Annotated in this window: 11 protein-coding genes; 5 read left to right on the top strand and 6 right to left on the bottom strand. The window is 60.2% G+C overall.

From position 1 onward, the window contains the following. Window positions 1–222 precede the first annotated feature (222 nt). Window positions 223–3,624: a PAS domain-containing protein gene (locus ACI1V7_RS00080; RefSeq protein WP_404529762.1), complete on the top strand. Its 3,402-nt coding sequence runs from the start codon at window positions 223–225 to the stop codon at window positions 3,622–3,624. Window positions 3,625–3,788: 164 nt separating this feature from the next. Here the strand turns inward: ACI1V7_RS00080 and ACI1V7_RS00085 are convergent, their stop codons facing one another. Next, window positions 3,789–4,619, bottom strand: a complete 831-nt coding sequence (locus tag ACI1V7_RS00085; RefSeq protein ID WP_404529763.1) for a surface-adhesin E family protein — start codon at window positions 4,617–4,619, stop codon at window positions 3,789–3,791. Between the two features lie 128 nt (window positions 4,620–4,747). On the opposite strand from ACI1V7_RS00085, the gene ACI1V7_RS00090 reads away from it, so the two are divergent. After that, on the top strand, window positions 4,748–5,113 hold the full coding sequence (locus ACI1V7_RS00090) for a helix-turn-helix domain-containing protein (RefSeq protein WP_404529764.1): 366 nt from the start codon (window positions 4,748–4,750) through the stop codon (window positions 5,111–5,113). 46 nt (window positions 5,114–5,159) lie between these two features. On the opposite strand, the gene ACI1V7_RS00095 is transcribed toward ACI1V7_RS00090, so the two are convergent. From ACI1V7_RS00095 to ACI1V7_RS00110, 4 genes are all read right to left on the bottom strand, one after another. Continuing rightward, window positions 5,160–5,897: a hypothetical protein gene (locus ACI1V7_RS00095; protein ID WP_404529765.1), complete on the bottom strand. Its 738-nt coding sequence runs from the start codon at window positions 5,895–5,897 to the stop codon at window positions 5,160–5,162. A 21-nt stretch (window positions 5,898–5,918) separates the two neighbouring features. Beyond that, entirely contained in the window at window positions 5,919–6,473 is a 555-nt protein-coding gene (locus ACI1V7_RS00100; RefSeq protein ID WP_404529766.1) for a hypothetical protein, read from the bottom strand. A gap of 28 nt (window positions 6,474–6,501) precedes the next feature. After that, the gene (locus ACI1V7_RS00105) at window positions 6,502–7,062 is read right to left on the bottom strand and encodes a hypothetical protein (RefSeq protein ID WP_404529767.1); all 561 of its coding nucleotides are present in this window, start codon (window positions 7,060–7,062) and stop codon (window positions 6,502–6,504) included. Window positions 7,063–7,182: 120 nt separating this feature from the next. Further along, window positions 7,183–7,350, bottom strand: coding sequence for a hypothetical protein (locus ACI1V7_RS00110; RefSeq protein WP_404529768.1), 168 nt, complete (start codon window positions 7,348–7,350; stop codon window positions 7,183–7,185). Window positions 7,351–7,933: 583 nt separating this feature from the next. Between ACI1V7_RS00110 and ACI1V7_RS00115 the strand changes: the two genes are divergently transcribed. From ACI1V7_RS00115 to ACI1V7_RS00125, 3 genes are all read left to right on the top strand, one after another. After that, window positions 7,934–9,115, top strand: coding sequence for a tyrosine-type recombinase/integrase (locus ACI1V7_RS00115; protein WP_404529769.1), 1,182 nt, complete (start codon window positions 7,934–7,936; stop codon window positions 9,113–9,115). Window positions 9,116–9,452: 337 nt separating this feature from the next. After that, a complete protein-coding gene (locus ACI1V7_RS00120; RefSeq protein WP_404529770.1) occupies window positions 9,453–9,641 on the top strand; it encodes a helix-turn-helix domain-containing protein in 189 nt (62 codons plus the stop codon). Window positions 9,642–9,650: 9 nt separating this feature from the next. Next, window positions 9,651–11,351 carry a DUF927 domain-containing protein gene (locus tag ACI1V7_RS00125; protein ID WP_404529771.1) on the top strand — a complete coding sequence of 567 codons (1,701 nt, stop codon included), beginning with the start codon at window positions 9,651–9,653 and terminating at the stop codon, window positions 11,349–11,351. A gap of 56 nt (window positions 11,352–11,407) precedes the next feature. Here the strand turns inward: ACI1V7_RS00125 and ACI1V7_RS00130 are convergent, their stop codons facing one another. Continuing rightward, window positions 11,408–12,595: a site-specific integrase gene (locus ACI1V7_RS00130; RefSeq protein WP_404529772.1), complete on the bottom strand. Its 1,188-nt coding sequence runs from the start codon at window positions 12,593–12,595 to the stop codon at window positions 11,408–11,410. Window positions 12,596–13,107 lie beyond the last annotated feature (512 nt).

The following is a 13,107-nucleotide window of genomic DNA, read 5'->3' on the forward strand; positions in this document are numbered from 1 at the left end:
GTCGGCGCCGATCTGCTAAGGGTTTTGTTGCAATGTTGCGTCGGTAAGCGCGATCGGTCATGGAAAACGCGACAAGCGCCCCTGGCGCACGAATGATTGGCGTAATAGCATCGGTCATGTGGTATAGATACGATTTCGTCAAAGAATTTCACGTTCTTGGGTCTCCAAGAAAAGATATTTAAAGAAATCGATCACTCCATGCAGGATGAATGCCCACTCCCAGTGTCCCTCGGCAATCCGGACCTGGGGCGCTTGCTGTTCGAAACCAGTCCCGATTGCGTCAAGCTGCTCAGTACCGATGGCCGGCTGCTGGCCATGAACCGCAATGGCCTGCGGGCCTTGGACATCGATGATTTTGCCGGCGTCGCGGGAGCGGCCTGGGTGTCGCTGTGGCCCGAGGACAGCCGCGCTGCCGTACAGGCGGCCATCGATGCCGCCGCGCGGGGCGGCACCGGCAGGTTCAGTGCCGCCTGCCCGACGCGCAAGGGAACGCCGAAGTGGTGGGACGTGGTCGTCACGCCCGCCGACCTGGACGGCGAATACGGCATGCTGCTGGCTGTGTCGCGCGACGTCACGGCCGCCCACCAGGCGCAGCACGAGCTGGAAGCCAGCGAGGCGCGGTTCCGCTCGCTGGTGACGGCGACCAGCGCCATCGTCTGGGTAACCACGGCGGCGGGCAGCTTCGCTGCGCCGCAGCCGGCGTGGCAGGCGTTCACGGGCCAGGCGCCGGACGCGTACCTCGGCGACGGCTGGCTCGACGCCGTGCATCCGGACGATCGCGCGGCCACGTTGGCGGCCCGCGCCAGCGCGTTCGCGACGCGCGCCATCTACCACGTGGAGCACCGCCTGCGCGATGCCGGCGGCCGCTACCAGCACATGCGCGCCAAGGCCGTGCCGATCGTCGATGCGGCCGGCGCCATCGTCGAATGGGTCGGTACGCACACGGACATCTCGGCCGACATCGAGGCGGACGGGGAGCGCGAACGCCTGGTGCGCGAGCTGCGGGCGGCCAACGAACGCATCAACGACATCTTCCGCCAGGCCCCGGCCTTCATGTGCGTGATGAACGGGCCGGAGCATGTGTTCGAGCTCGTCAACGATCACTACCTGCAGCTCGTCGGCAACCGCGACCTGGTCGGCCAGCCCGTGCGCCAGGCATTGCCCGAGGTGGCGGGGCAGGGCTTCTTCGAACTGCTCGACCGCGTCTACGCGACGGGCGAACCGTTCGTCGGCCTCGATATGCCCGTCATGCTGCAGCGCGAGCCCGGCATGCCACTCGAGGAGCGCTTCCTCGACCTGGTCTACATGGCGCTGCGCGACGGCGAAGGATGCGTCACGGGCCTGCTCGCGCACGGCGTCGACCAGACCCACCGCAAGCTGGCGGAGCTGCAGTTGCATGCGAGCCGCGAACGCTTCCAGAAGATCGTCGACCAGGCCGCGACCGGCGTGGTGGAGATGGATACCACGGGCCGCATCACCTTCGTGAACCAGAAATACGGCGACATGCTGGGCTATGTGCCGCACGAGCTGGTGGGCCGCAGCGTCATCGAGGTCACCGCGCCCGCGTCGGTGCAGGCGACGCTCGCCACGGTCGGCAAGCTGCTCGTCGACGGCGTGCAGGCCGCGATCGACAAGGAGTACCTGCGCAAGGACGGTTCCCTGATGCCGGCCACCAGCAGCGTGAATGCGCTGCGCGGGCCGGACGGCGAAATCCAGGGCATCGTCGCGATCGTGCTCGACACCACCGAGAGCAAGCGCGCCGCCGAGGAGCTGCGTTCCAGCGAGGAGCGCTACCGCACGCTGTTCGAGTCGATGGACCAGGGCTTCTGCATCATCGACGTGATCGTCGACGATGCGGGCGAGGCGGTCGACTACCGCTTCGTCGAGATGAACGCGATGTTCGAGGAGCATACGGGCCTGGCCGGCGCCACCGGCAGGACGGCGCTCGAGCTGGTGCCGGACCTGGACCGCTTCTGGATCGACACCTATGGCCGCGTCGCCCGCACCGGCAAGTCCGAGCGCTTCGAGAGCGAGGCCGCGGCGATGGGGCGCTGGTTCGACGTGTACGCCACGCGCATGGGCGATCCGGCGAGCCGCCGTGTCGCGCTGCTGTTTTCCGATATCACGGCGCGCAAGCGGGCCGATGACACGCTGCGCCAGCTGGCCGCGGACCTGAAGGAATCGGACCGGCGCAAGACGGAGTTCCTGGCCACGCTGGCGCACGAGCTGCGCAACCCGCTGGCGCCGATCCGCAGCGGCTTGGGCGTGATGCGCCTGGGCGGCGACAATGCGGCCGCGAATGCCCGGGTGCGCGCGATGATGGAACGCCAGGTGTCGCACATGGTGCACCTGATCGACGACCTGCTGGACATCGCCCGCATCAGCGGCGGCAAGCTGGAACTCAAGAAGGCGCGCGTGGACCTGTCCGACGTGCTGTCCAGTGCCGTCGAGACGAGCCTGCCGGTCGTCGAGGCAGGGCAGCACCGGCTGCGCATCGACGTGGCCGGAGAACCGTTCCCGGCCGACGTGGACGCCACGCGCATCGCGCAAGTCGTCGCCAACCTGCTCAACAACGCCGCCAAGTACACGCCGGCCGGCGGCGACATCGTGCTGGCGCTGCGGCGCGATGGCGACGAGGCCGTGATCGCCGTGTCGGACACGGGCGTCGGCATCCAGGCCGATGCGCTGGAAGGCGTGTTCGACATGTTCAGCCAGGTCGGCCGCAGCATCGACCGCGCGCAGGGCGGGCTCGGGATCGGCCTGTCGCTGGTGCGGCGCCTGGTCGAGATGCACGACGGCAGCGTGAAGGCGGAGAGCGCCGGGCCGGGCGCCGGCAGCACGTTCACGGTGCGGCTGCCGCTGGCCTGCCTGGCGCCGGATGGCGCCGCGCTGCCGACGGCGGGCGAGCCGGCCACGGTGGCGCAGGCCGCAGGCGTGCGCGTGCTGGTGGTCGACGACAACGTCGACGCCGCCGTCACGCTGGCGATGGTGCTGGAACTGAACGGCCACGTGACGCGCGTGGCGCACGACGGCGTCGAGGCGCTGGAGAGCGCACGTGCATTCGCGCCGCAGCTGGTCTTCCTCGACATCGGCATGCCGCGCATGAACGGCCACGACACGGCGCGCGCGATGCGCCAGATCCCGGGGCTGGAACACGTGGTGCTGGTGGCGCTGACGGGGTGGGGCGCCGAGGGCGACCGCAACCAGTCGAGCGCGGCGGGGTTCGACCATCACCTGACCAAGCCGGTGCAGATGGGGGGATGTGGAGCGGATCCTGGCGAGCGTGCGCGATTGACGTCAAACCGTCGTCCCCGCGAAGGCGGGGACCCAAGTGCTGCTCGCGTCGTGGTCATGCGCGCAAAATTGGCCCCCTGCCTTCGCAGGGGCGACGCGGAGGTGGCAGCCCAAAACAAAAACGCCAGCCCGAAGGCTGGCGTTCTCGCTGAATTCTCTGGTAGGCCGTGCTGGGCTCGAACCAGCGACCAACGGATTAAAAGTGCCAGTAGCGGCCGCGATTGCGAGAGGGCTCGTTCGCCATTCGATCCGTTTGCACGAGGTATGTCCTTGCTCCGCCAGGCCAATGTCGGAATGTTGTCGTTCTGGTCGGGCTCCGCTACAACTTGACGGTGATGGATTCTGCTTGACCGTATTGTCTGTAGCCCCGACCAGAGGGCGACCAGAATGCCCTCTCACATCATAGGTGCCGCCGCTCGAAATAGGTGAGCGGGGATGCGCCTTGCAGACCTGCACACCTCGCAAGGTACTGCTCAAGCATCGTGGATCAACGATCACAGATTCTTACAGACGACCTTTGCAACGAAGTCAGGCCACGAGCCTTCCATGTCAATTTTCTGCAATTCTCCGTCAGATTTCCAATCGCCTGTAACGTTACCGCGTCCCATTTCGTAGGCGAACCGCTGCATTGTCGTAAAACCCCACATTCTGTCGTTGCAGGAAATAACGAGCCGGCGGATTTCTGACTGGAACGTCGGTCCTTCGTCCTTATGTGGCGAGTCAAACGAACGCAAGAGCGTAACTTCCACAGTGCGCGGGGCAATAGTCTTGATGCTGCTGTTGTCGATGTACATTTCATCGGAACCTTCCCTTCCACCAGCTCCCTTATCGATCAGCTGCCACTTGGCAGCGCTGAACCGTGAAGCTACGGGCGGCGCTTTCGATTTCGAACCAGAACTGGCTGCAAATCTCTGCGGGATGCAGGTGATGCTCGGGTAATCGATGATCTCGGTACCGAGTGAGTTCTTGAGCGGACGGCCGTCTTCGCGTTGGCACAACGGGCTGCCATAAAGCGGCGGCGCGGTGACGCGCCAAGTGCGGTTCCTGTGGTTGAAGTGGAAGCTGACCACGACAGACAGCTTGAATACGACGATGCGTTGCGGGGGCGACTCCGACACGACCTGCTCCCGGATCGGCTTGCCCAGGAGGGCCGTTACCTGATCCACTGTCATGTCTGGCCGTACCGAGTTCATCTTCGCAATGTAGTCGCCGATTTCCGTGTCGGAGTACTTCGTGTATTTGGTGTTGTTGATTACGACCGTCTCGGCTGCCGTCGTTACGTTCATGACGGCGGAGAAGAGAGCGAGAAGGATAGTCTTTTTCATGTTTTGGAGATGGAATTTTTGGGGAGAGATACGCAGAAAATTATTGTTTTACGTCAACCCTAATAGCATATTACATCATTTTCTTGCGATTGCTACGAGCAGATCATGTGACGTTTTAAGGACGCCACATGCCGAGAAAGACGAAGACCGAAGAAGCAAGCGCGCTGGGAGCACGTATCGGTCGAAACATCAAGGTGGCAAGAACGCGGCTGGGTATGACGCAGAGCGCTTTGGCGGAGACCTTGGGAATCGAGAGTGTCACCGTGTCTCGTATCGAGACGGGCGCACAGCTGCCGTCGGTCGATCGTCTTGAAGACATCGCTAAGGTCTTGAAGGTCTCGCTAACGACGCTGCTGTCAGACCCGACCGAGAAGGAGAAATTCGGCGAATTGCTAGGCGAGGCGGTGAAGGATCTGCCGTTGAGGGAGAAGGAGTTCGTCTACGGCTTCGCGGTGCAGTATGCCCAGCATTGGCGGGCCGGGAAGAAGAAGTAGCGACGCAGGCCCGCACACCCTGCACACCCCGCACACCGCTACGGCGTCAGTAGTAGAAGCCGTAATCGAGTTCTTCGTAGCGCAGCGCGTCCACGAAAATCTGATCGGGATCGGGGGAGCGGCGGATGTCCGACACTTTCAAAAAGATTCGTTCGGAGCGTTGGCCCGTCGATTGCGCATAGGGCTGGCCCGTCAGGAACTCGGGGTTGTCCAGGGCGAGCATCGCCTCATCCAGCGGGATTCCGATCTCGACAAACGCGTCGTCTGGAGCGCTGCCGAGGGCCTTACCTAACCCTGCGATGTGCACGACGACCCCTTCCGACAGCAGGGCATCCATCCCGGCCACGTTGCCGCCGTAATTGCCCGCTGCGTTCGCCGCATCGAGAAGGGACAGATCGACCACGTAGGCGTTCATCGGGTTCTGGTAGTAGACAGCGCCGCCCGCATTCGTGTTCAGCGGTTCGCCAGACCAGTATTCGATGATCTCCTTGTAGCGCGGGGGAAGATTGGGGGCCTTCTCGAAGATGCAGCCGCGCAGGCTGGCGGGAATGTTCACTCGCTCCGAATAGTCGGCGTCGCTGGTGCGCAGGCTGGCGACGAGCGGGGCACCTTCCGGCAACGGGGCGAGATTGAGCTTGTGGGTGGTCTTGAGATAGTAGCCCTCCTTGCGGGTGAGGTCCGTTGCTTCGTTGTCCGCCAAACAGCAGCGGTCGTAGTAGTCGAGATCCTTGATTTTGAGGACGGTCGCCATCGCTTCCTTTGTTACGTAGATCGTGACGGTCATAAGTGGCCTTTCAGTGGTTGGTTATGGGGCTGGGCAGTCGATGACGGTGAAGCCCTTGCGCATCAGCTTGAGCTTGTGACGCTGTTCGATCTGCGGCCGATGCGGCGCGTAGTGCGTTAGGTCGCGGGGTGCGGTGACGCGGCTTGCTCGCTTCGTCCTGATGGCATGCCGGATGGCTTCTTTTCCGATGGCCGCATCGAAGTAGAACTGGCGGTTGCCGAACGCTGCGCGGTCGATGTCGTACTGCGGCCCCTCGACTGCGAACTGCATTGCCTGGACGTGGGAGCGCATTAGGACGAGTTGGATTACCTTGTCGGTTCGTTGTGACTTTCCGATGAAGTAGCGCGGGCGGTTCCCAATTCTGGGCAGCTCCCTGAACACGTAGTCGAAGGCGTCCCGAATGCGATCCAGTTCCCGGCTGTCGGTTGCGATGAGGTCTATATCGGTGAAGTCGGGGTGTGCTGTGGGGCAGGCGATGTGCTTGAGAAGGCCGCCGAAGATGTAGACGTTCGGCGCGCGCATCAGGTAACGCACGAGCCGCCCCGCTTCCCACGCTGTTGAGTAGTTGCTGGTCATGAGGTCGGTCCTTAAGTGATTGTGTTTGCTATTTCTTCGCGCGCCGGGGTGGGTCTTTTTCGTCAGCGGCCGGCGTAGAGGCTTCCTTGTCTTCGGCCTTCTCTTCCTTATCCACTGGCTCCGATTCGAGCAGTTGCCCCGGCTCGGCGAGCACCGACGCTTTCCAGGCAGCCCAGTCGCCGGATATAACGTGACGGCCTTCCGTGTCGGGGGCGAGGGCGAGCAAGCCTTCGGCGCGCAGGATGGCTGCGAGGAATCCCGCGTTATTGCTGGACCGGCCAGCGAACGCCAACTGCAACAGCTTGGAGGGGAAGGGCTGATCCTGCGGATGCGCGGCGAGACAGGATTCGATGCTGTCGAACGCTACGACTTCCTTGCTGAAGTAGCCTCCGCCTTCGTTACTTACGATCTTGAACGATGGAGCCTGACGCTGGCTGTCGGTCAAGATTTGATAGTAGATTGCGCCCTCTGCATGTTTGCCCAGCTTCATGGCCTTGGCGGACTTGAGCAGCCAGCAGGGCTGGACGCCGGTCGTTCCGGTCGTTTCGGCGGGCACGTCGCCTATGCTTGTTGTGTCTGTTTGGTTCATTTGATTTGTCTACAGGTCCTGTGACTGGTTGGGATAAGAAAAGCCCCACGCCGTGTACCGGTATGGGGCTTTAAGTAATGCTCGTAGCGTTGCGGTACTTGCGCTAACCGTTCCGCAGATCTAGCGCCGGAAGCTCAGCGTGAACGTCAGGTCCAGACTGCTCGGCAGGAATGCTTGCTTGATGTCGGGCAGCAAGGTCGGGAAATTGTTCGGCACAGTTGTCCGGGTCGATGCGTTGATCTTGTTGCTCGGCCATTGCGAGTTCGGGATAGCGTTGACTTTCTTCATTGGTGAGAGCTCCTTGGGTTACTCTGAAATGGAAAAGCCTCTTGTCCATTGTCTAGACAAGAGGCCTTATGATGTTGCTAAAATAATAATATATGCTGGGGTGTGCCGCAGTTTCGATAATCAATCGGCGTGCCTTCCAGTGCACTTTGCACGTCTTTACCGCAGGCGATTCTAGGCTCTATAGCAGGCTGCATGACTGCTCATCAACCGCCCAACTGCGGGAGCTAACTCAAGTGCTCTTGCAGCAAAGATTGCCCTTCCTCCCGATATTGTTTGTGATGGGCGTAATGGGCTTCTGGCGTAGTCGGTCCTAGCATCAAGGTCACTGCTACTGCTGCGTTGGCTCCAGGGTGCCGGAAGAAAGTTCCTGATCCACCAATCAGATCGTAATATCGGAAAGCGTGGCCAGTCGCCAGCGCTGTTCGGTTGGGCCGTACAGCGCGCAATGGGTAAGAAAGTCGTTAAGGCGTGTTGTTTGACGCTGTGTCCGGTTGTTCCTTGACTGAGCTTGACGGTCTGGGATGCAGGATGGGGGGCGGACGGCTATAGTGGACCCCGGTAGTCCTAGTAAAGGACTATCAACATGCTCCCAGAGACAAACACCTACCATTTTTCAACGAAGTTTTGCTTCACAAAGGCCAGCCTGACCGCTGCCTCGACTTGGTTCCTTGCCAATAGCGACAAGAATCAACTCGACTGCTACGACACGAAATGCGTCGGGCTGGTTGCGGTACTGTATCGCAGCGGACGCATCAACTTCCGTGCGCGCCCGATCCTGCATAAGCAGCGCCTTTCCTTGGCCCTCGGGGACTACAGCGCGCAGTTCTCGGTCGAGCAGGCCCGACTCGCATGTGCCGCTGCACGCCTCCAGGCAGCGCAAGGGATCGACCCGCGCGCGCCCAGTTGGATCGGCCTGACCTTCGGCGGGCTCTGGTCCGATCACTACTTTCCGGCCGAGAAAGCCCGCAAGCGCAGCATCAAGGACGATGTTCAAAAAACTGAACGCTGGCTGTCCCGCGAATTCGGGCATATGCCACTGGCCGCGATCAAGTCGTCGCACATCGTCGCCTTCCTCGATATGCTGCGCGATCGCGAGCAACTGTCCCCGGCGACCGTCAATCGCTACCTCGCGCTGCTGAAGGCGATATTCCGTCACGCAGTCGAGAACGATCTCCTCGTAAAGAGCCCCGCCAAGCATATTCGTTCGCTTCCGGAGGCGAACATTCGTACCCGCGTGCTCAATCCGGACGAGCGCGTCGCGTTCAAGGCGGCGTGCGAGCGCGAGACCAACCGGGCCGCTGCATTGCTGTTCATGCTGCTCTACCTGACGGCTGCACGACTTGGCGAAGCCCTCGGCGCTAAGGTGGAAGACATCGATCTGGAGAGCTGTGTTTGGTATCTGCCCATGACGAAGTCGGGCAAGGCGGCACATGTCTGCCTCAGCTCGGCGGCGGTGGAACTGCTGCATGAAGTAATCGGCAAGCGAAAAACTGGATACCTGTTTCCCGGCAAGAATCCTGCAAAACCCATGACGAGGCCCGCCAAGGCGTTCGAGCGTATCTGCGCAAGCGCCGGTATCGACGGCTTCACGATCCATGACCTGCGCCGCAACTGGGCCTCGCTGGCGGTCAACGCGGGCGTTCCCTTGTACACCGTGTCCAAGGCTTTGCGTCACTCCTCTCCGAACGTGACCGCTGCACGGTATGCACACCTCCAGGATCAGGCATTGATCGATGCGAACAATCTGGTTGGTGCGCTGGCGTGATCGGCAGCGCGTCAACTGTCGCAAATCAACGACAAATCAAAAAAATATTTTTGCCGCTGCGTAGCGCGGGAGGACGCGCTGCGAATGGCAAAAAGAAGCAAGGAAATCGGGTTGCATGGCTGAAGTTCAGGTACGCAACCGGATTTCCGGCGCGTGAACGACTTACCTAGACAAACCCGATTCGCGGCGGGGAACACCGATAAAACCCTTGTCCGCGGCTTTCTCAATAGTCGGCCATTTACGCCTAAGTGGCTGTTTTTACTGAACTTTGTCGGGAGTGATATCCGTCTATGATGGGCTGGCTGATTTTTTTAACGCAATTACAAAGGAAAATTTTATGGATCAACTGAGCAGTTATTTAACGACGAAGGAGGTGGCGGACATGTTGCGCATCGCGCCGCAGACCCTTGAGAAAGCGCGCTCCACCGGGCTCGGGCCGCAGATCCCGTTCGTCAAGGTGGGCAGGGCGGTACGGTACGCGAGCGATGACGTGGCCGAATGGATTGAATCGAAGAAGAATGCGTAAGGACACAGCATGAATAAGTTTCATAGCATGAAGGCGCCGAGCGGAATGGTCGGCAAATATATTTGCCAAAATGGTTCCGTTCAGTACGATCAGGGAAACGACCAGTACGTTCCCGTTATGATGGGGGTAGCGTACGTGGACGGGTTCGTGATCGATCCAGCTACGGATACATCAAGCCGCATTATTACCATCATTCCTTGCGTGCCCAACATGCAGCCGTGTCGGGTGCGAGTCGAGGCCAAGTTACTCGGGAACCCAAAGGAACTCGATGCCGTCCTCAGCGCACGCGGCGTTATCGTCTTTCATGCGATTCATGCGTCTAAGTACCTTCTCGCGTCTTCAGTCGAAGCCACTAAATCTGGTCATTCACGTGAACTCGTCAAAAAGCCTGGTTGGCTTGCCGGACATAAGGCATTCTTCACTGGCAACAAGCTGATCGCTAGTAACGGGATCGATGTCAGTGCATTCTGGCTGGAGTGTGCAGATGTCTCTGTAATGGGGGCACGTGGGGAACTGTGTGCTTGGCAGGCAAAGATCGGCGTTCACATCGTTGCTAATCCGATCATTCTTGCGATGGTGTGTATCAGCATGGCAAGCCTGTTCTTGGATCGTCTGAACGTGAGTTCGTTCCTGGCTAACTTTTTTGGCGAGAAGGGGACCGGTAAGACGCTTGCAGAACAATGTGCTGCCAGCGTCTTTGGAAACGGTGTTGACCCGGCCCAAGGCGCACATGCCGATCATCCGGCCTATGTTTCGCGATTTAACGGCACCGTGAACGGTTGCGAAAAATACCTCGGCAGGTACAGCCCTATGCCCATCCTGTTCGATGAACTGACCGAGGTTTCCGCATCGGTCATCAATGCTTTGTGTTACATGATCGCGTCCGGCGAGGGCAAGATTCGCATGTTATCGAACGGAGAACAAGCACCTCGCGAGCGCTGGCAGTCCAACGTCATTACATCGGCAGAAGTCTCGATTGCTGACAGGATCACAGAAAGCGGAAAGCAAATGCTCGGCGGCCAAGCGGACCGGGCCATTGATATTCCAATTACGGAATCGCGCGTGCTTACCCATTACGGCTCGTTCGACTCGTTCCATGCAGTCGCCCGCCACCTGAAGCGCAACTGTGGAGAGGTGTACGGCACGGCTGGCGAGGCCATCATTCAATATTGCTGCGATAACCCTGACGTGGTGAACGATCTGCTGGAGCAGGCTTCGGATATCGAGCGCGAACTGCTGCCGGAGGGCTGTGGAGATGGCGAACGCCGGGTGGTGCAGCGGCTTGCTGGCGCGGCAGCGGTTGGTCGCATTGCCGTAAAGGCCAGGGTTTTCGAAGAGGATGCGATCGGAAAAATCGACGCTGCTTTTAAGCTGGTGACCGAGTTATGGTGGGGGGCACGTGCAGACGCATTGGTACGCTTTCGTCGTTTCCTCGACGAACATCTCGATGAGATTATGGAAGGTAAGCCGGACCTGGACTGTGAGGCCGTTGCGTTTGTGGATGACGATTACATAGTCGTTCCGACCGACGTGTACAACCGTGAATTTGGTGAGGACGCACGGCGAATGCTGGATGAGCTGAAAGGGTTGGGTATCCTGAAACAGCAACAGGACGGGCGGCATATGTCTCGCTACTGTAATAATCGTTTCTATGGCTACACATTCGTCAGTAAGCGCGTCTGGACGGATGAGGAGCAACTCGTTACCTAGTCGCATAATTACGCCAAAAAAAATCGCTCAAGTACACTTCTTGAGCGATTTTTCGTTTACGACACGGGTTCAGCTTGTGGCTGGGCTTTGGCGATTACTGCAGCAACTTGCGCGCTCGCTTTGCGCAGGTTATCGGAGGCCATGTGGGCATAGCGTTGCGAAGTCTTACTGTCGGCATGGCCGAGCAAATGCTGTACCTCGTACAAGGTTGCCCCGTTGTTGATCGCCAAGCTGGCAAAGCTATGCCGCAGATCGTGAATCCGTAGATCGCTGATGCCTGCGCGTTTCAGCACGCGCTTGAAGCCCTTGTATGGATTGCAGATAGCTTCACCCACGTTTTTGCCGGGGAACACATAAACATGCCCAGCAGGCCGACCGCGCTGACGAAGCAGCTCGATCGCTCCGTCGTTCAGCAAGACAAACCGGCTCTTGCCGCTTTTTGTGTGCGGCAGGAACCACTGCCCCTTGTCGAGGTCGATCGCGTCCCAGCGCGCGCTCAGCACCTCAGTACGGCGAGCGCCGGTCATGAGCAGAAAGCGCAGCGCGTCGGCCAGCGGGCGGTTCGGTTCCTCGTCCAGGGCGGTTAGAAACGAGCGGAGTTCAGTGCCCGATAGGTAGCGTTGTCGCTGGTTGTTTTCCTGATGCATGCGTATTCCCTTTGCTGGATTACGCCCGTCGAGCTTGCCCCAGATAATGGCCAAGTTGAAGCATCGCTTGAGGAGCGCAAGGTGGCGGTTCGCCGTGGCAGCACATTTCTGCACCCGTAACCGGTCATGGAACTGCTGGATGGAATGGCTCGTGATTTCCGCCAGAGGAAGATCGCCGAACTCGGGAAGCAGGTTGCGCATTCGCCCGTCGTCGTCCTTGGCGCTACGCTTGGTGGCGTAGGCGTGAGGCAGGTAATCATTGGTCACGAACTCTCGTAGCGTCAGCCGAGCGGCCGCCGAGATAGCTGCCGCTGCCTGCGGGTCGGTCCCGGTGGCGACTTGACGGCGACAGTCCAGTGCTCGCTGTCTGGCGTTCCCTACGTCCATCTGCGGATAGTCGCCCAGCTTCATGCTGCGCTTGGCACCATCGAAGGAGTAACGGAAGAGGAAATACTTGCGGCCACGCCGATTGACGATGATGCGCAGCCCCGCGACCTCGGTGTCGGAATACTCGCTTTCCTTGGCCTTGGCGTCCTCGGGGTGCGGCGGGATGGCATCGATAAGTTTTTTGTTGAAGCGAAATTGTCTGTTCATCATGGAAGGTTCTCGATGGTGGGTTGATACGCTGATGGGAGCGCTGGCGGTGTTCCGGGAAGTTCGAATCCGTGTCTCGGGCCGTGGCCGAAGCGTTCACGGTCCAATGACTGAGGTTCGGCAAGCTACATCGGCTGGTGAGCGAGCCCGGCCTGGACGTCGCCGAGTCGTCCGGTCCATTTCCGGTCGTGGTGGCAGTCGGTAACGGTTTTTGCACGGGAAGGGCTGGAGCGTTCTGCACACCCAGCACATGGGCGCATCTATTGATGGGAACGTGAAGTGGCCTGCACACCCAGCACACTCAGCACACCGGTTTGATGGGAATACGGCGAACCAGCCTGCACACCCAGCACACCCAGCACACCTGTTGAGGGATCGAGCAATGCTCGAGCGGCCAGGCCGATTGGAGCGGCGACCCAGGGTTGGTTGCGTTAGAGATAGCGCCTATCTCGGTGCAGCTTGACAGCCATTCGTTTTACCGATGGGATGACCGCAGAGCCTGTTCGAGTGGCAGG

The sequence above is a fragment of the Massilia paldalensis genome, assembly GCF_044901715.1.
GTDB classification, from domain to species: Bacteria; Pseudomonadota; Gammaproteobacteria; order Burkholderiales; family Burkholderiaceae_D; genus Telluria; species Telluria paldalensis.